Source organism: Mesorhizobium shangrilense, assembly GCF_040537815.1.
GTDB lineage: Bacteria > Pseudomonadota > Alphaproteobacteria > Rhizobiales > Rhizobiaceae > Mesorhizobium > Mesorhizobium shangrilense.
On the sequence record NZ_JBEWSZ010000001.1, the window covers coordinates 4,729,047 to 4,751,742 of the forward strand.

Below are 22,696 nucleotides of genomic sequence, written 5' to 3' on the forward strand. Positions count from 1 at the left end.
GCTCTCGTCTTTCAGCCTGCGTGGCGAGGACCAGATCCAAGGGTACATCCTGATGCACACGATCCTCGATCAGCTTGAAACCCGACGCGCGGAGGCGCGCCGCGGCGGCGGGCAAGAACGCATCGACGCCCAGCATGCCAAAGGCAAGCTCACCGCGCGCGAGCGCATCGACGTGCTGCTCGACGAAGGGTCGTTCGAGGAATACGGCATGCTTGTCACCCACTGCGCCACCGATTTCAGCATGGCGAGCCAGAAGATGGCGAGCGACGGCGTCGTCACCGGCTGGGGTACGATCAACGGCCGGCTCGTCTATGTGTTCTCCCAGGACATCACCGTTCTTGGTGGCTCGTTGTCGGAAACGCATGCGCGGAAAATCTGCAAGATCATGGACATGGCGGTGCGCAACGGCGCCCCGGTTATCGGTCTCAACGATAGTGGCGGCGCGCGCATCCAGGAGGGCGTCGCCTCGCTCGCCGGCTACGCCGACGTTTTCAAACGCAACGCCGAGGCGTCCGGGGTCATCCCGCAGATTTCGGTCATCATGGGGCCATGCGCCGGGGGGGCTGTCTATTCGCCCGCCATGACCGACTTCATCTTCATGGTGCGCGACAGCTCCTACATGTTCGTGACCGGCCCGGACGTGGTGAAGACCGTCACCAACGAGGTCGTGACGGCGGAAGAACTGGGCGGTGCGGACACCCACACGCAAAAATCCTCGGTGGCCGACGGTGCCTATGAAAACGACATCGAGACGCTGGAGCAGGTCCGCCGACTGTTCGACTTCCTGCCGCTCAACAACCGGGAAAAGCCCCCGGAGCGACCCTTCTTCGACGATCCGTCGCGTATCGAAATGCGGCTCGACACGCTCGTGCCTGTCAGCGCCAGCAGCCCCTACGACATGAAGGAGTTGGTCCTGGCGATTGCCGACGAGGGCGATTTTTTCGAGATCCAGGAAGCCTTCGCCGGGAACATCATCACCGGCTTCCTGCGCATCGAAGGCCAGACGGTTGGCGTCGTCGCCAACCAGCCGAGGGTGCTGGCTGGCTGCCTCGACATCAACAGTTCGCGCAAGGCCGCGCGTTTCGTGCGCTTCTGCGACGCGTTCTCGATCCCGATCCTCACCCTTGTCGATGTTCCGGGCTTTCTGCCGGGTACGGAACAGGAGTATGGCGGCCTCATCAAGCACGGTGCCAAGCTATTGTTCGCCTACAGCCAGGCGACGGTGCCGATGGTGACGCTGATCACCCGCAAGGCCTATGGTGGTGCCTATGACGTGATGGCCTCCAAGCATATAGGCGCGGACGTCAACTATGCCTGGCCGACCGCGGAGATCGCGGTGATGGGCGCGAAGGGCGCGACGGAAATCCTCTATCGCTCGGAACTCGGCGATCCCGGGAAGATCGCCGAGCGTACGAAGGACCATGAGGAGCGCTTCGCCAATCCGTTCATCGCCGCCGAGCGTGGCTTCATCGACGAGGTAATCATGCCGCATTCCTCGCGCAAGCGCATCGCCCGTGCCTTCGCCACACTGCGCGGCAAGAGCGTCGAAACGCGTTGGAAGAAGCACGACACTATTCCGCTCTGAGGACCATTGATGTTCAAGAAAATCCTGATCGCCAATCGCGGTGAGATCGCCTGCCGCGTCATCAAGACGGCGCGGAAGCTGGGCATCACCGCTGTCGCCGTCTATTCCGACGCGGACCGCGAGGCGCTGCATGTAAAGATGGCGGACGAGGCGGTGCATATCGGCCCGCCGCCGTCGAACCAATCCTACATCGTCATGGACAAGATACTCGACGCGATCCGTCAGACCGGCGCGGACGCCGTTCATCCGGGCTATGGCTTCCTGTCGGAGAATGCGAACTTCGCCGAGGCGCTGAAGGCCGAGGGCGTCGCCTTCATCGGCCCGCCGCCGGTCGCGATCAAGGCGATGGGCGACAAGATCACCTCCAAGAAGATCGCGGCGAGCGCCGGCGTTTCGACGGTGCCTGGCCATATGGAGCTGATTGAAGATGCGGACGAGGCCGCCCGTATCGCCGCCTCGATCGGTTATCCGGTGATGATCAAGGCCTCCGCCGGCGGCGGCGGCAAGGGCATGCGCATAGCCTGGAACGACGCCGAGGCCCGCGAAGGCTTTCAGTCGTCCAGAAACGAGGCGAAATCGTCCTTCGGCGACGACCGCATCTTCATCGAGAAATTCGTGACGCAGCCACGCCACATCGAGATCCAGGTTCTGGGCGACCAGCATGGGAACGTGGTCTATCTGGGTGAGCGCGAATGCTCGATCCAGCGCCGCAACCAGAAGGTCATCGAAGAAGCGCCGTCACCTTTCCTCGACGCCGCCACCCGCCAGGCGATGGGCGAGCAGGCCGTCGCGCTTTCGAAGGCCGTCGGCTATTTCTCGGTCGGCACGGTGGAGTTCATCGTCGATCAGGACAAGAGATTCTACTTCCTCGAAATGAACACCCGGCTTCAGGTCGAGCATCCGGTAACGGAACTGATCACCGGCATCGATCTGGTCGAAGAGATGATCCGTGTCGCCGCCGGCGAAGAACTGCGGCTTTCCCAGGGTGACGTGAAGCTGAACGGCTGGGCGGTGGAAAGCAGGTTGTATGCGGAAGACCCGTATCGCAGTTTCCTCCCCTCAATCGGACGACTGACGCGTTATCGTCCGCCTGTCGAAGGTATGCGTGATGACGGCACGGTCGTCCGCAACGACACAGGCGTCTTCGAGGGTGGCGAAATCTCGATGTATTACGATCCGATGATCGCCAAGCTATGCACCTGGGCTCCTGACCGATTGTCGGCGATAGACGCCATGGCGCATGCGCTCGATGATTTCGAAGTCGAAGGCATCTGTCACAATCTGCCGTTCCTCTCGGCTGTGATGGACCATCCGCGGTTTCGCGAAGGCCGATTGACCACGGCCTTCATTGCCGAGGAATTTCCAGCCGGCTTTGCCGGCGTTGCTCCCAACGAGGCGGATGCGCGAAAACTGGCCGCGGCCGCGGCCTTCATGCGCCTGCGATCCGAACAGCGCGCGGTGCTGATTTCCGGTACGATGGACGACCATCGGCGCAAGGTCGAGGCGAATTGGGTGGCAACACTAGCCAGCTTCCGGTTCAGGCTCACTGTTGGCGAGCAAGCCGTCGGTGCGATCGTCGATTTCGAGGGAGGGCCGTCAGTCGGCATCGTCAGCGATTGGCTACCGGGCCACGTCCATGCGCGCTTCATCATCGACGGCGAGGCGGCGGGGATCAAGGTGGAGACAATCGGCGCCGGCATGCGCCTGCGCTGGCGTGGCATGGATGTCGTGGCGCATGTGCGCGCGCCACGTGTCGCCGAACTCGCACTGCTGATGTCGGTGAAATTGCCGCCGGACACCTCCAGAATGCTTCTGTGCCCGATGCCAGGCATGCTTACCAGCATTGCCGTTAAGGTGGGAGATCAGGTCGAGGCGGGGCAGGCGCTTGCCACCGTCGAGGCGATGAAGATGGAGACGGTGCTGCGAGCCGAGCGCAAAGGAATTGTCAGAAGGATCGGGGCGAAGACCGGAGTCAACCTTGGTGTCGATGAACTCATCCTGGAATTCGAGTGAGAGGGTTGGGGCTTTGCACAACAAGCGGTTAATGTTGATTTCCGTTGAGAGTTGACCCGGGATTGGCGTGCCCCTTCGGTTGGAACAGCAAGGCTTTCCCAGCTAAGCCGTCTTCTGGGCAAGTTGGGTTTCAGTTCCTCGGCTATAGATGCAACCTCTCTGCGACACCCGCGAACGTCGCGGCGTTCTTAAAGATACTTAGCAGAAACAATCACATACAAGTTCTCGGGTTCATCCTGTCGGGCGCGCCAAATTCAATAATTTAGCAGGACGCCGGCAGGCGTTCTGGCCACTGCACCGTCCCGGCGTCGCGATTCGCCGGGATCGAAACGGTGATATCCATCATCTAGGGCTTCGGGCTGCGCTCGCCATTGAACAAAGTTGCCGGATGCCCGACGGCTGGCGCGTGGTCACCACGAGCATATCGACCTGGGACGTCTTGGTGTCGACGCCGTCAGGGCGACCGGTTCCATCACTCTGGTCGGTTGACCGCACCCGGACAGAATGGCGAGGCATGCAAGGATGAGCTTCTTCACATGGAGTCTCCGTCCCCTGGGTGCGTAGTATGCGCCACAGGAAACGAGGGTGCGCGTGGCCCCATGAAGGAGCGAACTACCGGGGGAAGAGAAGGCTGATGCTGCCGCGAACGCCCCAACCGTTCGGCCCATTTTCGGGTGCTACAGCCCAGTAGCGCGGGCCACCCGAGAAACTCACCGGCTGCTTGCCGAACATTACGAGCTTCGACACCGTAAGGTTGATTGGCACGCTCCATTTCTCGCTTTTCCAGTCATAGGTGCTCTCGGTATCGAGCGCGAACGTCCAGGCATCCTTCGTCGTATAGGAGATGAAGGGTTGCAGGAACGTGGAACTGATGTCGCGCCGATCGCTGTTGCCGGCGACGGACCAGATATGGTTGCCAAGCGCTCCATAAGTCCAGGGCCCCTCCTGCTTCAACACGACCGCCGTCGGACCGAGGCCCCATTTTTTTCCGCCCAGAAGCGGATCGGTTGCAGTAGGCAGTAGAATGGCAGGCCCGACGCCCCAGATCAGGCCTCCAGCGGTCGGCTTCTTCGGTGAAAAGAAGAGGCTTTGCACGACGTCGCCGATACCGGCCTGACTGCCCGAATTCCCCGCGATATCGTTCTGCGAGATGACCGGAACAACCGTACGGGAAATGACATTCCAGTCTTCATTGATCGAGAACGGAATAACCGGCTGGATATTCAAAACCGACTTGTGGCCGCCAGTGGGACCGTAGCCGCTGTCATGATTGAACTGGAGCGGAACGCTGATCAGCGACGCGATGGGATTCGATAGTTGCTTGGCAAGATCGGCATCATCCGCGGCAGCCGGACCGGCCAGGATAGTCGCTGCGATCAGGAGCAAGAGCGATTTCGGATTCATGATGTCCTCGATTGAAATTTTCCGGCTGGCGCGCATCGGCCACCTTGGGCTGAGCTTCGTCCGCCTGCGCCAGGGCCTGGCCGCAGAGCAAACGCATGAAGGCCCGGTCATCGGCAGGCGAATCCCACTGCGAGCACTTTGTGCATGCGCAGCTTGGCCGTCTTGCCGTTTCGCGCCAATCGCGACCAGCTATGCTCCGTTCTCGCCGGTCGCGAACCCCCCGTGCTTCGGCTTTGGGAAAAGCATCATCCCGGTTGCAGCGAGGTCCGATGGCTATCCCTTGACGCGCGGCCAGTTCCTACTGCCCTTTCGTGGGCATCCTCGACGATACCGGCGCTCCGACGGAGACGCTCCTAGGAGGCACGAGACCAGAGTCGGCTGGCCACGATCGCCCAACTGGACCCGATCCGCGGGGTGGGCCGGGCTCCTGCTTTCGTGTATTTCCAGCGCGGCGAGGTCGTTTCCATCCAAAGCGGACCGCTGTTGCAAAAACTACATAGCCGTTACATAGCTGTGCCCAGTTTCATCTCGTCCGGCGCGCCATCTCGGTACCAAACCACGAACATTGGAACGCGCGGAATTCTGGCGTGTCACCTCAGGAATTGGCCACATCGCTTGCGAATGCTCTTTCCAGAGCGTGATTTGATCCCACACCCGCTAGGAGCCACCGCACGCGCACCGTCAGGCGGATCTGGCGAATCCCAGGTCATCGCGGATTACTGTCATCGGGCCGATGGGCAGCACCTCTGCCTGGGCCAGGTTGAGTTTCACGAAGTCGATCTTGTTTTTCCAGACTGTGCGAAGGAAGTCCTCGAACGCATTGATGGTTAGTTGCTCGCCGGGGCAACGCCGGTAGCCGAAACCAAAAGGCGCGAAACCCGCGTGGTCGCACACCGGCAGGGGCTTGCCTCCAGCAACACCAAAAACGGTTCCGAACGCGCTGTTTTGCATCGATGCCTTCCGGCCGTCCTTCACGTCGAAGCTGGTTTTTTCGAAGGGACACCGAGCCATCCCTAGCCGCTCGACATGCTTCTCATCGATCTGTGCACTCGTCGGGACACGCTCGTATCGTGACGGATCGAACTCTTCCGGATTCTTCCAGTGAACCGGGTCGAGGCTGGTCGAGGTGTGAGGGCTGATGATGTAGCCGGACCGCTCGAACACAGGTGCAGAGGTTTCCCGCAACGACGAGATGCTGCCGCTGTTGGGCGAAATAATACGAAAAAGCTCCATGACGAAACGCTCAAGTGGGCTGAACGCGGATTCGCCGGCGCTATCGAAGCTGCCCTCCATCGTCTTTGCAAACGACTGCCGCGTGTCCGGGTCGCCGGTCGCCGCACCGAGCTTCAACATCATGTTGTAGAGCGAGTTGCCCCACTGGCTGAACGCCACGAAGTTGTGAAAGCACTCAAAGACCACGTCCTTGTGAGCGAAATTGTCGTCACCTTCGCCATTCTTGAGCCAGTACCAGGCAAATGTCTTGTGTGGATCGAGCGTCTTTCCCGTCTCAAGATCGGCAAGCCGCTCCCCAATCCATGACTTCAGGAAATCGAGATTGTCCCGAACGACCATGTAGTTTTCGTAGACGATGCGTTGGGTCGGATCGAGATAGGCGAGAACCGTGTTGAAGCTCATGCCGATTTGGCGCACCTGCGGGGGTATCGCATCGCCCCTGACTCCCAGATGCAGGTCCCAGTACATGTCCCAGAACGTATCGAGGTACAGGCGCATCAACGGCTTGCCGGCATTGCCCTTCGACAGCAGTCCTTCAAAGAACGCCGTCACCTTGTCGCTATACATCTCCTGATAGAGATCCGGTGTGACGGCGCTCATGTAGATGCGCTTGCGGCGATTGTCTGGGCCGCGCTTGTCCAAACCCTGAAGGAAGACGGTTACGCCTTTCTCCGGAGCGGGTCGCCAACTCTCGCTGATCAGGCCCCACAGATATGTGGGAAGGGCGTTTTCCTTGCTCAGCGCCTCATCGATCATCGGCAGCATCGCACGCTCCCCCTGATAGACGCTGACCAGGAAGAAGGGAAGGATTGCGTTTTCGACATAAGCGGGATCGAAGTCCCGAGAAAAACGGCTTCGGAGCTGGGCGGCCGAGTTTTCAAGGTCCGTGACGGTGAGCGGCTGGCGGTCGGCGGTGGCCGCATGTGAAAAGACGGGGTCTACGGATAGCCCGGTAACGGCAGCCGCGCTTCCAGTCAGAAATGTGCGCCTTTTCATTCGATAGCTCCCATATAAGGTTACTAGGAAGCATATTTCCCATCGCGGAAAGTCGAAAGCCATGGAATTCGAGATTTATGGAGATTAACCATCAATCCGGGAAAAATGAACTCCATGCATAGGTTTGGGACAAATTGGACAGAGCCCAGAATTACTGGATTTCATTCTCAAAATGGCCGGACCAGCTCATTTTAGGGAGCCGACAGTGATCCAGCGGCATTGATTGCTGCAGCGCGTTGCGCTCGCGCGGGCCTACAGGTGGCGACCGAGTAGATAGTTGCTGGCCAGAAGGCTGTTTAACGAAGGTCTGCTGTCGCCCGACCGCTCCGCCAAAGGCGGATGCTTGATGCCCAGCCAACCGGCTTCGCGTGCCTCTTTGGGTGAAATTCCAAACTCTCTCCTGAATGTTCGGCTGTACGTCGAAGGGTCTACAAAACCCCATTCCTCCGCGATACTGGAGATCGCACGTCCGTCCGTGCTGTCACCCAGAACATCCCTTGTCCTCAGCAACCTTTGGCGCCGGATATAGTGTGATACGCCTCCAGCCGGTTCGAAAATCCGATAAAGACGGGAGCGTGAGATGGAGAGTTCCTGGCAGAGCTTTTCCGGCGTCAGGTCTCGATCGGCAAGCTTGGCGGCAATGAGCTTGTTCGCGCGGGCCATGATGACGGCATCGATCGGTTCCTGGGCCTCGAAAAAGTGATCCCGGGATGGAGAGATGCACGCGGCGAGCAGGCTGGTGGTCGCTGCCGCGATGTAGGGAACATCGTTGTCCGTGCGGTTGGGAAGGGAATGATAAAGCAGAAGCATGTAATCCGCGACAAACGCCGCCATCTCCTGGCGGATGTCTAGCGTGAAGGGCTGCGAGAACGCGAAATCTCGCGGAAGGAACAGACAAATAACGCCATCATCCTTGCCCTGACCCTGATGTGGCGCCGCCAGGCACTGCCAACGCAACTGTCCTGTCCGGGGCGGCCCGCCGCCTGAAGGGATTGTCTGCGGCACGCATAGAAGCCAATGATCGAAGACCGGATTCTTCTTGCTGCTCCAGCGGCGATGATAGCCGGTTCCGGGATATTCGATGGAGGCCAGGACGAGGCCGCCCAGCTGCCACACCCGCTCGCGCGCGGCGAACGAATCAAACTCGTCTCGAAGCAATTCGATGTCGGCAATGTTGGAGTGCCAGCTTCGATAAAGGTCGAACTGTTCAGCGGGCGGCGCCGACGAGGTGTCGATGTCGACGACGCACCTCAGAGGCTCCGTGGTTCCAATCTTGGCGCTTGCGTTGATAACTCGTGCCTTGTCCTGCATCAGGCAACTCATCGCTTGGAAGAAAGTGACAACCCCAGGGAATTGTTGATGAGAAGGTTGCCCAGGCTGCCGACACCATCGATCGGCTGATCGATGCTCAGCCAGGTGGAGTGCTTGACCCCTTGCCATCCGAGCTCGCGTGCCTCTTTGGGCGATATGCCGAATTCCAATTTGAACATCCGGCTGTAGGTCGAGGGATCTGTGAAGCCCCATTCATCCGCGATGCTGGAGATCGATCGTCTGTCCGAACTGTCGGCCAGGGCATCGCGTGTCTTGAGCAACCGCTTGCGGCGCACATAATTGGATATCCCGCCTGCCGGCTCGAAGATCCGATAGAGACGCGACCGTGAGATGCCTGCCGCACGGCACAGCTTGGCGGGCGTCAAATCGGGGTCGGTCAATCTTTCCACAATGGTTTTGGCGATACGCGCGGTGGTAACGGCGTCTACCGGCCCTTGAGCGGCGGCGAGATGATCCTTTGAGGGCATCAGTGCCGCCGCGAAGAGATTGGCGGTCGCCGTCACGATATGCGGCAGATTCCCTTCCTTCAGATCGGACAGAGAGCGGTGGAGCAGGATCGCGTAGTGGGCCAGGAAGTTCAACGTCGCGTCGCTCGCTTCGATTTTTGACGAGCGGGCCGCCAGCCACGTACGCGGCAGGAAGAGCATGATGAACAGGTCATCATTGGTCACCGCGACATCGGGCAGCGCCAGGCATCTCAGGCGTGGCTTTCCAAGGGCCATCTCGCCGCCGCGGGATCGTGAAACCGGCGCGGACAGGACCCAATGATCCAGCAACGGTCGTCTCCGGTGCTCCCATCGAATGTCGTAGCCGAAACCGGGAACCTCGATGGTGCCCAATGCCAGATCTCCCAACTGCCACACCTGCTGATGGGCCGGGAACAGGGGCTGCTCTGCACGAAGAAGCTGCATTTCGGCAACTCCGGCGTACCAGGTCCGGAAGAAATCGAACTGTTCGGCTGGAGGCACCGACGCGGTGCTCTGGTCGATGGCGCATTTCAGAGGCTCATCAGCGTAGGGATCGGTGGGAATACCGGCTGCGCTTACTCTTGCGTCCATGACAAACTCCTGTTCCGCACGAGAACTGCCATGATCTAGGCAGTTCATTGCGCGACAGGCCGATTTCCCGCCAAGGAAAACCAACAACAAATCGGATCGTCAACCTGCCGCCGCGGATGAGATCAAATCGAGGTAACTTTACGCCAGCACCGCGTTTTTTTGGAATATGCTGTAAATCCCAAACGTGGACCCGGCGTTTATTTCTTGCACGCCGGAATGAGGCCAATCGAGCAAAATATCGACCTCTCGTGGCTCACGATCTGGAAATCCGGCCAGTACGCTGGCTATCCCAAGTCTAGGCATTCCATCCATTTTTTCAGTTCCTGGCTTGTTCTCCAGTCGGCAGCGTGGACTCTTGTCCGGACATGGAACATTCGGTTGGAACAGCCGCTGGTGATTGGCCGCCATTTGGCTGGTCCCGATCCGCGCTCAGAAAAATATGGTCGGCTGGCGATCATGGAAGGTAGCAATTCTGTCCAGAAAGCCGTGCTCCCCGTTTAGGATCGCCGCGCCATTTTTGGCACTCTGTCTTGCAGCGGCAGACAGTGCTCAGGCTGCCACCTTGACGGCGCGCGGCAACGAGCCGAATTGGCAGATCAGGGTGTCCGACAAGGCAATTACCTTTCATGCACTAGGGGGAGAGACTTTCACGATTGAACCGCTGCCGACGCCCACGACAAAGGACGGCACCGATGTATACACAGCAACCGTTGATGGCCGACACTTCACGCTGACGGTTGCGGCCGCGGTGTGCGCCGACACGATGACGGGAATGCCATATCCGAAAACCGCGACCGTGATGATGGATGACCGCAAGTTGGCAGGGTGCGCCGGCGAACCGGCGGACCTGCTTCACGGGGACTGGCCTGTCGGAATGATAGCCGGAAAGGGCCTTGTTGCAGGGTCCCAGCCCACTCTTGCTTTCGATCCGGGCGGAAGCATCCACGGGAACGGCTCGTGCAACCGATTTTTTGGCAAATTCACCGTGACCGGGGAAGGTTTGACGATTTCGGAGACGGGCGCATCAATGATGATGTGCGATCAACCGCTCATGGACCAGGAGCGCAGTCTTCTGGGTGCTCTCGAAGCAGTTCGCCGCTTCGAGGTCGCATCGACGGGGCAATTGCGACTTCTCGGTAAGGACGGCCAGACGCTCATAAGCCTGGGGAAATAGACACTCTTGGCATGGAGAGCCCGAACGCCAGGCGGGCTGGGCTGGTCGCGCAGCGAAAGGGTACAGGGAATGACCACTTCATCAAGAACTCCGCACTCCGTCTTTCCCTAGTGGCACGACTACTATGTGTTTCCAGTTTGTCATGGCCGTGCCGGCAACTGAACGGGGTCACGGGGCAGCCGCACGGTCTGTGCCGTTAGCGGCATGAAGAAAGCCGCAATATGGGCCGTTCTGGCCGCCTTGTTGGCGGCGCTGCTGCAGGGTTGCGCCGGTTCCAGGGCCGTCACTGGCCTCGCCTCTCCCACTCAGTCGGATGCGCAGCATCTATCGACGATCCCCATCCTGGTAGCCACCACGCGGGCGGCGTCCGCTACAGCCGAACCGCCTTACTCCCGCGATCGCTCCTTGGCGTTGAATTTTGCGCAGGTGAACGTTCTGGTGCCGGCGGCGCATAGGCCCGGTTCGGTCGAAACCTCATCGGGCATACCTGATCCCGCCCGGCATTTCTCGGCACGCAATCTGACCCGTATTGCGGACGAAAAGTCCTTTCTGTCCCTGTTGAACGCCCGGCTGGCAAAGCGCCCGCCGTCACAGCGGGAGATATTCATCTTTGTTCATGGCTATAACAACAACTTTGCCGAGGGTTTGTTTCGCAACGCCCAGATCGTTCACGATTACAACATTTCCTCCGTGCCGCTCCATTTTTCGTGGGCGTCCGCCGCATCCTTCAGTGGCTACCTTTTCGACCGAGACAGCGCTTTGCAGGCCAGGGCCGGCCTTGCGGAAACCATCGAAATCGCGGCGCGCTCCAACGCAAGCGGGATCGTCATCGTTGGTCATTCAATGGGCGCGTATGTGGTGATGGAGGCGCTGCGTACTCTGGCGCTGAGCGGCAAGGGCTACATCTTTCCGAAGATCCGCGGCGTCATGCTTGCCGCGCCAGACATCGATCCGGATGTCTTCAGCAGCCAGGTCAACGATATTCCAATGCTCCCGCAGCCATTTACCATTGTTGTCTCGCGCCGCGACCGCGCATTGAGCGTTTCAAGGCGCCTGACAGGCGGCGGCCCCAGGATCGGCAGCGGATCCAATATTCCGCTTCTCCAGAGGAAAAATGTTCAGGTGATCGATATCTCCGACATCGACGGAGGCGGACACAGCGGGTTCGCGAGCTCGGGCACGCTGATCCATTTGCTAGGCTCGAACCGTCTCCTGCGCCGCCTCATCACTGACGAAGACGCACCCGCTAGCACCAAGGTTGCGGAGGCGGGACAGGCCGTATTCGAAAATGCCGCCCTGGCGATCCACCTACCGGTCAGAATTCTGGAAGGGCTGGGCACCGGACAATCTCGGCCGGTTCCGGATGCTGGCAATGTGTCGAGATAGGGCTTGAAGGACTGATCGGGAATGCAAATGACAAGTGTTCAATTTCTCTCATCGTTTCTATGGAGGTGACTATGGCTGCAAATTCAGGATCTCTGCTGGTCAACAAATTGACCGCTATCGTTTTCGTGGTTGTGGGATTTCTCATTCTTGCATCTGGCTACCGGTATGGCTCGCCCTCAACCTTGGTGGGTGGATGCCTTATCCTGGCTATCGGCGTCATTCTCTTGATCCTGAAGATCGCCCGTCGAAATAGCGAGATGCCTTGAGCAACTCCGGAAAAGTGCGCGGCGATTTTCCGTTCGGAATTGCGTAAAACAAAGAGATGGAGCGGTTCGGCGTTTCCGCGAGATTCCACCAATCGCTGAACGGCTCCGGCTCGATGGTGCGCCAGCTCGACACGAGGCTCGCTGGGAAGCGTCCTCGACGGCAATCCGCAAGCCATCCCGGCGCAGACCGGGTTTACGTGCCCGGCCATTGCTCCGACGGTGCCGGTTGGTGCTGATACGACGACGGCCAATGCCGTCGATCCCCTTTCGAGCCGGCCTATCGGTCTGGAGGATTCGTGCCCCGGGCAAGGCGAACAATGCAGATCGCAATGATGCCGCCCAAAAGTCCGGCAATACCCACACCGATCAACACTTCGAGCGTGAGCCCGCCGGAGCCACGTGACAAGGCGTCGAAAGCACTCCCCATATAGCCGACGAAGCGCGCCAGGCCTGGAAGCAGCATGGCAAGAAGTGCCAGGATCAAGCCCCCAAACGCGCCAATGGCAGCGATGGATTTCCATTCAAAGCCGATTGTACGCCAAAGCCGAGCCACTGCCACGGCTCCGGCGGTTCCGCAAACCGCTTCGAACAGAAGCAGGATCGCTATTTCAGGGCCGGACATGTCAAATCGATGCGGCCTTGTTTCAACGCAATTCCGGACGGAAAACCGCTACGCACTTTTCCTGTAATTGCTCTAGGAAGCCGGAGGCTGCGTCCCGGAAAAACTCCAACGCAGCGGATCATCACGCGTTTGAGCCAGGCTCCTGCCCGGCCGTCGCCGACGCACGCTGAAGTGCGTCGCGCAGGACTTGTTCTTTGGTTTCGTCCAGGGATGTTTTGAGCACCACGCCACCGAAACCTTGGATTTCCTTGAGCACCTTGTCTGCCGTCATGTCCTGGACAAGGACGAAAAGCGCGGCGTTGCCCGGCTGGATGCTGGTCGACAGATCGCGCATGAACGCATCGTTGATGCCAACATCGGTCAGCGCACCGCCAATGGCCCCGGATGCGGCGCCGACAGCAAGACCGACCAGCGGATTGAGGAAGAGGAGACCAACGAGCATCCCCCAGAAGCTGCCGGATATCGCGCCTGTGGCAGTCGTATTCATCAGCTGGTTCAGCTTGATCGTGCCTGCTTCGGTTTTGGTCGCGATCACCGCGTCACCCAGTTTGATGATGTATTCCTTCTGCAATGCCAGAAGGAGCTGGCGCACTTCTTCAGCTTTGGCCTCGGTCGGATAAACGATGACAACCAAGTCGGACATGTGAACTCCCTAAGGTGAGACTGTACGCAGTAGAGGTTTCTTACACAGCCGAGACGCCGAAGGATTGAGCCGTAAATCCAAGCAATGTGCCGTCAGTCCCATTTTTGGGATCAGGCTCGGCGAGTTCCCGCTGGGCGGCTTTTCGTACGGTATCTCTGATAAGCGTTTTAATCGCGATTGCACGTCGCTCCGCTGCACCGGGTGCGGCTATCTTCCACTGCGGTGGACGAGATATCGTTTCAACTGTTCTATCCGGTCGGGCGTCCAGCCCTGGGGATCCGTCACGGCAAGCCAGGCATCAACATAGTGCTCGGGAGCGTAGACATGCCCGTACCCCATCGGCGTGGAGGTTGCCGTGCCCATATCGAGTGCCAGTTGCAGCATCGTCACCACCGGATACCACCGCAATTGCGGTGACACGTCGGGACCGCGCGGTGCGTTCATCCAGTCGGGGCGCCGGTAGATATCCCGATAGTCGAAGAAGGTGATGGCGTCGCTTGCATACTGCAGGTAGACGATGCGCATGGGTCCCCATCGTGTATCTGGCACGACCGTGCCGCCATGCTGGTTCATGAAGCGGACAACCGAGCCGTCCCCGAATTGCGGCAGCCACGCAGGCGACCCGGCGTTTCGCGCATCGGTGGCCCGCCGCCAAATCCTGCTTTCGAAAGGCGGCCCGCTCCACACAGCACCTTGGATCGGATCGCCGAGTATTTCGAAGAGTTCAGCCGAACGTTCGGAATTCATCGCGCCAAGACTTAGTCCATGCAGATAGAGTTTCGGCCTATGGTCCCTGGGCAAGGTCGTCCAATAACCGTAGACAGCGGCGAACAGCGCCCTCGACGCCTCCGCGCCGTAGCCCGGCTCCACGAGCAGCGACAGCGGGCTCGATAGATAGGAGTACTGCATGGCGACGCTCGCCACGTCGCCATTGTGCAGGTATTCGACCGTATCCATCGCCGAGGGATCGATCCAGCCGGTCCCCGTCGGCGTGATGACGATCAACACCGAGCGGTCAAAACCACCGACGCGTATCAGCTCATCGAGGGCCAGCTTGGCGCGTTCTTCGACAGTATCGCCTGCCCCAAGCCCGACATAGACCCTGATCGGCTCGAGCGCAGGCCTTTGAGCAAAGGCCTGGATCTCCGCCGCACTGGGTCCGGCCGCGACGAATTCGCGGCCCGCCCGCCCAAGTTTCTCCCACGCGACCAATGAGGCCGCGCTGCCCGTCTTGAGGGGGGACGTTGGACGTACCCGGTCGGGCTCGATGAGCGCGTCGAACGCCGCGAAGGACGAGTCGAGAAGATGCAGGGCTGTGCGGATGAGAAGGCCGTTCGCGATCGTCCAGAACAACAGGGCGCTCACGGCGAAGCCGATCACTTGCGAAATCCGCGGCGGCACAAAGCGGCCGACGGTGTTCGACGTGAAGCGCAAGACAGCCTTGAAGAGGCGGGCCAGCACGATGAGTGCCACGAAGGTGATGACCGCGATCAGGCAGACTTCGAACGGGTGGGCGCTCGTCACGGGTTCGAGTTTCATCAGCCCGCGGATCGAGTTCTGCCACTCGGTCGTTCGCCATAGGAATGATACGGCGATGACGGCACACACCAGCGCCGAGGCGATCTTGAGCCATCTCTGGATGCGACCACGGGGCTCTGGCAATTCCATATACCGCCATAGCCACCGCCACGTGACCCCAATCCCATATCCGGCTGCGAAGCAGCCGCCGGAGAGAATGCCCTGTGTCACATAAGTTCGGGGAATGAGCGTGGGCGTCAGCGAGGCCACGAAGAACAAGGTGCCGAGGACAACGCCTCCGGCCGAAAGCGAGCGCAAGAACCTCACCATGAGGTCGGCAGATAGCCGCGTTGCGACGAATGCTACCATGCCTGCGTTGCCAGTTTTACTTTGTCGGATAGGAGAGGTGTTCGGCAGAAATTACCTTGCATCTCAAGATACAGTTCGGAACACCGAAATCAATTCACAGTCACCGCCGCATTATCGCGCCGCCAGGGACAGCGCAAGCAGCCTTGGCGCACTCATGACCAACGCCGCCAGACAGCGGGAGCGCCAAATGAGACCGCGCTTTCATGCCGAAACAGCAGGCCCTCTCGCAGCGGCTAGCCAACCCAGCCCGTGCGCTATGAGGTCGATCCCCAGAAGTGCCCCTATCACCCAGATTCCGGTCGAGGGCCATCCAACCAGTATCAAGAGGCCTGCCGCCAGACCGAACAAGCCGGAAACAAACATCAGCCGCCTGCCATGACGCAAGTAGCGATTTCCCAGGAGTATTCTTCCACTCCCCGAAACCAGAAGGGCGACCCCCAAAATCCACGTAAGAATCACAGATCCAAGAGCGGGCATGCTGAACAGCACGCAACCGAAAATGACATACAGGATACCGAGAAACGTCTGCCACAGAAAGCCACGCCATCCTCCGGCCCATACGGCCATGGCGATCTCAACGAACCCGGCACATATGACGATGACACCAAGAAGAAGGGTACTTATGGTGGTGGCAAGGGTCACGTCGGCCAAGACGAAAAAACCCGCAAGGATAAACACCACCCCTATGGCAGAATTGGCGGAAGCGGATCGCGCTGGCTGTTCAACGGTGGACCGGTCCGTCATTGTCGATGGCTTCCCGACTTTTTCGAATGCAATGCAACTCACCGACGGACACGGCGGATATCCACGACGCGAGCCGTTCGGGAATTAAGCGTCACTTCAAATCGGCCGCCGCCACGACGTGCGTGATATTTGAAAAATGGTCCCCGGCAGCTCGTTCGGCGGACATCTCGGAAGCCACGGTTTTGAAGCAGCCTCTGGCCTTGGCTGCATGTGATCGCCCTGCCGCTGTTGAGGCTGGAGCCGATCGGCATGTTGAACGTCGCTATCTCCGCGAATGACGGAACCGCGGTCGGCACCGTAAGGCTGATGGCGATTGCTAGAGCTGCCAGGGTATTTCTGAACATGTTCGCCTCACCACGAAAGCACTGTGAGAACCATCAGTTCACAGGCCGTTCTGATGTCAATAAGCTGGCATGGTGCCTTGATGCTTTAGGGACGCCAGGCCAAGGATCTGGACTATCTGTCCATGCTTGGCGGAAAAAGGCTGAGACTCGGAAGGCTTTTTGCGAATTGTTCGTCCGGAGGTCCGCCCGTTGTCCCGGGAGCCGAGACCGAAGAAATCCAGCGCGTGGTTTTTGCGTAATTTGGGTCGTGACCGGCGCGGCTAGCAGGTGGCTGTGCCGGCTAGCAATGTAATCTCAGTCGCTGGCGAAGTGTCGATGCCGACCAGGCGCTTCGGTTTCGATTTCGCCGCTTCCGGATCGCCTTGAGGCGACAATCCCAAAGAGTTGTTGATCAAAAGGCTGCTCAGGGTACAGGCGTCCTCGATCGGCTGATCTATGTTCAGCCAGGTGGCGTGCTTGACGCCCTGCCATCCGAGTTCGCGCGCTTCCTTGGGCGAGAGGCCGAACTCGAGTTTGAACATCCGGCTGTAGGCGGAGGCGTCGCTGAAGCCCCATTGCTCGGCGATGATCGAGATCGATCGTCTGTCCGAACTGTCCGCCAGGACATCGCGCGTCTTGAGCAGCCGCTTGCGGCGTACATAGTTGGCTATCCCGCCTGCCGGCTCGAAGATCCGGTAAAGACGTGACCGCGAGACGCCGACCGCGCGGCAGAGCTTGTCGGGCGTCAGATTCCGGTCTGCCAGCCGCTCCATGAGGATTTTCGTGATGCGAGCGGTGGTGACGGCGTCCACTGGCCCTTGCGCCCCGGCAAGATGATCCTTTGAGGGCGTAAGGGCGGCCGCGAAGAGATTGGCCGTCGCCGTCATGATGTGCGGCAGATCCCCCTTCTTGAGGCTGGGGAGGGAGCGATGCAGCAGAAGCATATAGTCCGCCAGGAAGTTCAAAGTGGCGTCGCTGGCTTCAAGTCTTGACGAATTGGTTGCCGGCAAGGTGCGCGGCAGAAAGAGCGCGACGATCAGGTCATCGTGGGTCAGCCCGACATCTGGCAACGCCAGGCACCTCATGCGGGGCTTTCCTGCTTCCATCGCACCGCTGGGCGACCGTGAAAACGGCATCGACAGCACCCAGTGATCCAGCAGCGGCCGCCTGCGATGCTCCCATCGGATGTCGAAGCCGGAACCCGGAAGCCTGATTGTGCCGAGTGCCAGATCTCCCAACTGCCATACCTGCTGGCGGGCTGGGAATATGTGGCGCTCGGCCCGCGGAAGCTGAATTTCGGCAAGCTCCGTGTACCACGTCCGAAAGAGGTCGAATTGTTCGGCCGGCGGCGCTGACGCGGTGTCCATTGCCATGGCGCATCTCAGATGCTCATCGGCGAAGGGATCGGTGGGAATGCCGGGTGCGCTTAGTCTGGCGTCCATTGTGACTCCTATCCCGCCGCCGCCATGGAGGCCCATGTCGGGCACCCACTGCATTTCGTGCTTCCAGCCATCTGTCGGTGGGCGTTTCGGCCCCACCGACTTCCAGCCTCGGGATTCGAGCGTTGTGTAATCAGGATGATGCCGGCGCCGCTGCGGGCACGTGGGTGGGAACGGCGAGGCGGCTGCGCCTACAAAGGCTGATCGAGCACCATTCTGCCCTCCTGCATCTCGGCCGAAACTGGCTCCCGGCATCCGCGGATTAGCGGCGCGGGTGCGGCGTCAACGACGCCGCACCCTAGAATCTCCTGAGGGTCAGCCAATCTCTATCCACTTTCCGACAGGACGCAGAGGCTGTCGGATGGCGATGAACCTGTGATGCGTTTCGTTGCCTCATCCTGCGGATCATGGCGCGGATGGTGTCGGCATGATCACGGGATCACCTGTTCCCCGATGCCTGTGCCGATTGCCGCGAGGCGCGCGACCGAAATTCAAGATCCGATCGCTGCTGGATTGGGCCGATCGTCCTCGCCTTTTCGCAGCCGGCCTTCCCCGGACATGAACCCTTCGAATGCCCGATCAGATGCACCGGGACAGGCCGCGTTACGTGCCAATCCTCCTCACGTCAGCAGGTTCGACGACATCCATCAATCTTGCGGCGCATGCCCCCAGATGCGCCGCCGCGTCTCGCTGGGCGAGCATCCGAAGAGCGCCGAATAGGCCCCGGCGAAGCGGCCCAGGTGCCAGAAGCTAAAGCTCATGGCGATATCGGTGATCGAGAGGCGATCGCCCTCCGTCAGGATGAGACCGTGCGCCGCCCGTAACCGCCGCTCACGCTCGTAGGCGCGAGGATTGATCCCCAGGCGTTCCTGAAACGCGCGTTCCAGCGTTCGCTCGCCGACGCCCAGTATCCCGCAGACGGCGCTGACCGAAACCGGACCGTGCGGTTTCGTCTCGAGGATGGCGAGAGTGGCATCAACGATTTCGCGTCGATCGCCGGAACCGAGGCCGCGGGCGGGCGGCCCCTGCGTGCGGGAGAGCACCTGCGCGAGCGCGGCGCCTGCCTCGCTCGCCGCAACCGCCAGGCCGGCACTAAGGTCGTGGCCACGCCGCGCGGCAGCCTGCGCGTACCCGACGGTCAGCAGCAGCTTCTGTTGAAGCTCCAGTTCGGTTGCCGGGGCGAAGCGCTGCCCGTGCACCCCAGGCATCAGCCAGTCCCGCCGGTCCGGGTGGGAGGCAGATGCCGTACGCAGAGAATCGAGCGCAGAGCCACGCAGGCCGATCCGCATAAGGCGATAGCTACCGGGCATCTCCAGGTTGAATTCCGTTCCCGGGCCGATGACCCGCAACCGCGGTACTTCACTGCGTTGCCCGTTGAAGGTGGTGCCTTCACCCCAAAGGAACACCGCCGTCAGCGCATCGTCATTGATCGCCCCCGACATCGCGATGCCACCCTTGTCCTGCAGGTCGAGGACGAACGCGTCGCCATAGTCGATGGTCGCCAGGCGCGATGCATGGCGCTGTGCTCCGATCTGCTGGATATGGAATTCGGCATCGGGATCGGATTCGCGGGTGCGGGCCACGACGGAGTTGTATTTACGCGCGTACCAGTTCGGTGCCTCCAACATCCATGGTCTCCACACGTGTCGTCCGAAGTGGGGTGATACCGGACGCAATCGCTTTTCTTGCCCAACTCGGCCCTCAGTTTGTTTCGCCGACCGGGCCTACTTTCGCGCAACAGGCCGATTTCCCGCGACAGCAAACAAATCATCAACCGCTCGTCGTTGGTGAGGTCAAATCAAGGTTACGATACATAACGCCAAACCACGTGACTGATGCCGGCCAGCAGATACGCCATGCGCTGGACAGATGTTCTGGACGGACCGGCCGACATCGGCGCCGAAACGGCAGCGGGCGTAGGGGAGCCCGCTGCCGCCAGGAGCGAAACACCACGACTGACTGATGTGTTCGGCTCCTTGTTCCCCCGCAACGGCTTGGCGGCAGACATCGCTGCGAGGAAGGTCGTTGGCAGAAAGCGCCGCCCACACCGCGTGAGTACGCCAGCGATGCTTCAGCGCTTTGAAGCGCCCCCGAAAGCCATGCGTGGTCTCGGAGGCGCGGTCTCGAGGCGTGCGCTCTCAGCCCTTGCCGACGGGCAGAGCGACGAATCGGTTGGTGTCGTCACGGGTGATCTGCATAAGCACGGCCTTGCGGCCAGCCTTGGCGGCATCCGACATGGCCTTGGCGACGTCGCCGGTGGTGCCCACCTTGGCCGAGTTGATCGTGGTGATGACGTCGCCGGGCTCGATGCCACGGTCGGCCGCGTCGCTGCTGGGATCGACATCGGTGACGACCAGCCCCTTGCCTTTGTCCGACTTGGTGACGGTCAGCCCGAGATCGGCCAAGGCGTCGGCCTTGGCGGGTGCGGCCTGCTTGCCGTCATCGCTTGAGCCCTGCTTGTCGCCGGAGGGCAGCGTGCCCAGATCGACCTTGACCGTCTGGCTCTTGCCATCGCGCCACACGGTGACATCGACTGATTTGCCTGGCGCATAGGCGCCGATCAGGCGGGCGAGTCCCTTCGGCGAGTCGACGTCCTTGCCGTTGACCTGGGTGATGACGTCACCGGCGATGATGCCGGCCTTCTTGCTGGGACCAGCGTCCTGGGCGTTCGAAACCAGCGTGCCCTTGTCCGATTTCAGGCCAAGCGAGTCGGCGATGTCGGCGGTGACCGGCTGGATTTCAACACCGAGCCAGCCGCGCTTGATGGAACCGTCCTTCATAAGGTCCTCGACGACTTGCTTGGCGGTCGAGGCCGGAATGTCGAAGCCAATGCCGACACTGCCGCCCGATGGCGAGAAGATGGCTGTATTGACGCCAATCACCTCACCGTTGAGGTTGAAGGTCGGACCGCCCGAATTGCCGTGATTGACCGGAGCGTCGATCTGGATGAAATCGTCATAGGGGCCAGCGCCGATGTCTCGGCCGCGAGCCGAGACGATACCGGACGTAACGGTGCCGCCAAGGCCAAACGGATTGCCGACGGCCACCACCCAGTCACCGATACGAACCTTGGAATCGTCGGCGAAGTTGACGTAGGTGAACTTGTCGCCGCCGTCGACCTTCAGCACCGCAAGGTCGGTGCGCGGATCAGTGCCGACCAGCTTGGCGTCGAGCTCCTTGCCGTCGCTGGTGACAACTGTGAAGGACGAGCCTTCCGAGACGACGTGATTGTTGGTGACGAGGTAGCCGTCCTCGGAGATGAAGAAGCCCGAGCCTTGCGCCACCGGGCGCGGCTTGCCATCGCCATGCTTGAAGCCGCGTTGTTGCGGGTTGTCGGACCCATCCTGGTCGTCGGAGCCTTCATCGGCCGCAGGCTGAATCGTGGATTTGACCTTGACGCTGACGACCGCGGGCGAGACGCGTTCGACGATATCGGCAAAGCCGGTCGACTGCGGCGCCTGGACATGCACGGCATCCGCCTGAACGGGAGCCGTTCCGGAGAGAACCGCAGTGGCGCCAACAGTGCCGATGACGGCGAGTGACGCCGCAGCCAGCGTCAGGCGCCGACGGGTGCTGGAATATGAATTGGGGGCGATATTCATGAGTTGGGATCCTCTTGGAAGGGATGCGCTCCAGATGAGCGTCCTGGCAGGAGGACTAGAGGGGCGCACATTACGGCGCCATTTCCATTGCATGAAAGTTTTGTTATTTTTCAAAAACTGAGAGCACATGTATATAAAGACACTATCGGCTTATTTTTGGGAAAGATTGCAAAATTGTAACTTGGATATTTGAATAATATGTAATTCAAGCACATCGAAAGCGATGATTGTTCGATGTCCCGAAAATCAATATCGAAATCAAAAAAACCAAATATCCCATCCGATCTGTTCGGTGTTTACTCGACATTGATTCGAGGATCGTGCGATGGCGATTTCAGGTCAAATTTCGTCACAAGTTATCTATACGTCGATTGTATGGCGGCGCATTTGAAAGCGGCGCGCATAGCATCAGGCTCGTCTTTGCCGCCATTCCCCGAGGACGCCAGAAAGCCGCTCTAGACTGTGATTTCTCGTGGGATGAGGGCGCTGTCTAACGGGTGATCTTCGTCTCAACGAGAGAGGGGTCGGGCGGCCTGTCGCGGGCATCGAGGACGCGCATACGGTTTCAAGGTCTTGCGACAGATCGCTGCCATACATCCCCCATGCCAGACTACTGCGGAGGACACAGTTAACGGAGAGGCAGTGCAAAAAATAAACGCCCTATCCACGTTTGGGATTCACGGCATATTCCAAAAGGACGAAGTGCTGGCTTAAAATTACTTCGATTTGACCTCATCCGCGGCGACAGGTTGGACGGCGGCGGACACAGTTAACGGAGAGGCATATGAAGCGCATCATCATCGCCGCGCTCATCGCAAGCATGGCAGCACCTACATGGGCAATGCCGGTCGGAGCGCTGAGGCCGTCAGTTACCGATACGGTCACGAACGTCGATCTAAGGAGGCCTCCCCGCCATAGACCGGGACACGGAGCACGGCCACCGCACCACAGGCCTCCCCATCATCGGCCCCACCGTCATCACCGTCATT

Annotated in this window: 17 protein-coding genes and 1 pseudogene; 5 read left to right on the forward strand and 13 right to left on the reverse strand. The window is 60.1% G+C overall.

What is annotated here, in order from left to right; translation table 11 throughout:
• Positions 1-52 precede the first annotated feature (52 nt).
• On the forward strand, positions 53-1,585 hold the full coding sequence (locus ABVQ20_RS22870; RefSeq protein WP_354461736.1) for an acyl-CoA carboxylase subunit beta: 1,533 nt from the start codon (positions 53-55) through the stop codon (positions 1,583-1,585).
• A 9-nt stretch (positions 1,586-1,594) separates the two neighbouring features.
• Positions 1,595-3,598 (forward strand): acetyl-CoA carboxylase biotin carboxylase subunit, encoded by a 2,004-nt coding sequence (locus ABVQ20_RS22875; RefSeq protein ID WP_354461737.1) that lies wholly within the window; start codon positions 1,595-1,597, stop codon positions 3,596-3,598.
• A gap of 274 nt (positions 3,599-3,872) precedes the next feature.
• Here ABVQ20_RS22875 and ABVQ20_RS22880 read toward each other — a convergent pair.
• From ABVQ20_RS22880 to ABVQ20_RS22905, 6 genes and pseudogenes are all read right to left on the reverse strand, one after another.
• Positions 3,873-4,071: pseudogene (locus ABVQ20_RS22880) on the reverse strand (esterase); the annotation flags it as partial.
• A gap of 139 nt (positions 4,072-4,210) precedes the next feature.
• Positions 4,211-5,002 (reverse strand): transporter, encoded by a 792-nt coding sequence (locus ABVQ20_RS22885; protein ID WP_435528426.1) that lies wholly within the window; start codon positions 5,000-5,002, stop codon positions 4,211-4,213.
• Between the two features lie 681 nt (positions 5,003-5,683).
• On the reverse strand, positions 5,684-7,231 hold the full coding sequence (locus tag ABVQ20_RS22890) for a hypothetical protein (RefSeq protein ID WP_354461739.1): 1,548 nt from the start codon (positions 7,229-7,231) through the stop codon (positions 5,684-5,686).
• A 252-nt stretch (positions 7,232-7,483) separates the two neighbouring features.
• Positions 7,484-8,542 (reverse strand): helix-turn-helix domain-containing protein, encoded by a 1,059-nt coding sequence (locus tag ABVQ20_RS22895; protein ID WP_354461740.1) that lies wholly within the window; start codon positions 8,540-8,542, stop codon positions 7,484-7,486.
• 8 nt (positions 8,543-8,550) lie between these two features.
• The gene (locus ABVQ20_RS22900; RefSeq protein ID WP_354461741.1) at positions 8,551-9,708 is read right to left on the reverse strand and encodes a helix-turn-helix domain-containing protein; all 1,158 of its coding nucleotides are present in this window, start codon (positions 9,706-9,708) and stop codon (positions 8,551-8,553) included.
• Between the two features lie 51 nt (positions 9,709-9,759).
• Entirely contained in the window at positions 9,760-10,029 is a 270-nt protein-coding gene (locus ABVQ20_RS22905; protein ID WP_354461742.1) for a hypothetical protein, read from the reverse strand.
• Positions 10,030-10,183: 154 nt separating this feature from the next.
• Between ABVQ20_RS22905 and ABVQ20_RS22910 the strand changes: the two genes are divergently transcribed.
• The 3 genes from ABVQ20_RS22910 (at position 10,184) to ABVQ20_RS22920 (ending at position 12,447) form a co-directional block, all read left to right on the forward strand.
• Positions 10,184-10,795, forward strand: coding sequence for an META domain-containing protein (locus ABVQ20_RS22910; RefSeq protein ID WP_354461743.1), 612 nt, complete (start codon positions 10,184-10,186; stop codon positions 10,793-10,795).
• A 204-nt stretch (positions 10,796-10,999) separates the two neighbouring features.
• Entirely contained in the window at positions 11,000-12,181 is a 1,182-nt protein-coding gene (locus ABVQ20_RS22915; RefSeq protein ID WP_354461744.1) for an alpha/beta hydrolase, read from the forward strand.
• Between the two features lie 71 nt (positions 12,182-12,252).
• A complete protein-coding gene (locus tag ABVQ20_RS22920; protein WP_354461745.1) occupies positions 12,253-12,447 on the forward strand; it encodes a hypothetical protein in 195 nt (64 codons plus the stop codon).
• A 277-nt stretch (positions 12,448-12,724) separates the two neighbouring features.
• Here ABVQ20_RS22920 and ABVQ20_RS22925 read toward each other — a convergent pair whose 3' ends face one another.
• From ABVQ20_RS22925 to ABVQ20_RS22955, 7 genes are all read right to left on the reverse strand, one after another.
• Complete coding sequence (locus ABVQ20_RS22925) at positions 12,725-13,069, reverse strand: hypothetical protein (RefSeq protein ID WP_354461746.1); 345 nt, start codon at positions 13,067-13,069, stop codon at positions 12,725-12,727.
• Between the two features lie 121 nt (positions 13,070-13,190).
• Entirely contained in the window at positions 13,191-13,712 is a 522-nt protein-coding gene (locus ABVQ20_RS22930) for a DUF1269 domain-containing protein (RefSeq protein ID WP_354461747.1), read from the reverse strand.
• Between the two features lie 207 nt (positions 13,713-13,919).
• Complete coding sequence (locus ABVQ20_RS22935) at positions 13,920-15,599, reverse strand: alpha/beta hydrolase (RefSeq protein WP_354461748.1); 1,680 nt, start codon at positions 15,597-15,599, stop codon at positions 13,920-13,922.
• Between the two features lie 201 nt (positions 15,600-15,800).
• Entirely contained in the window at positions 15,801-16,343 is a 543-nt protein-coding gene (locus ABVQ20_RS22940; protein ID WP_354461749.1) for an HdeD family acid-resistance protein, read from the reverse strand.
• A gap of 604 nt (positions 16,344-16,947) precedes the next feature.
• Positions 16,948-18,108, reverse strand: a complete 1,161-nt coding sequence (locus ABVQ20_RS22945) for a helix-turn-helix domain-containing protein (protein WP_354461750.1) — start codon at positions 18,106-18,108, stop codon at positions 16,948-16,950.
• Between the two features lie 644 nt (positions 18,109-18,752).
• Complete coding sequence (locus ABVQ20_RS22950; RefSeq protein WP_354461751.1) at positions 18,753-19,733, reverse strand: helix-turn-helix domain-containing protein; 981 nt, start codon at positions 19,731-19,733, stop codon at positions 18,753-18,755.
• 510 nt (positions 19,734-20,243) lie between these two features.
• Positions 20,244-21,707, reverse strand: a complete 1,464-nt coding sequence (locus ABVQ20_RS22955; protein ID WP_354461752.1) for a Do family serine endopeptidase — start codon at positions 21,705-21,707, stop codon at positions 20,244-20,246.
• Positions 21,708-22,696: the final 989 nt, after the last annotated feature.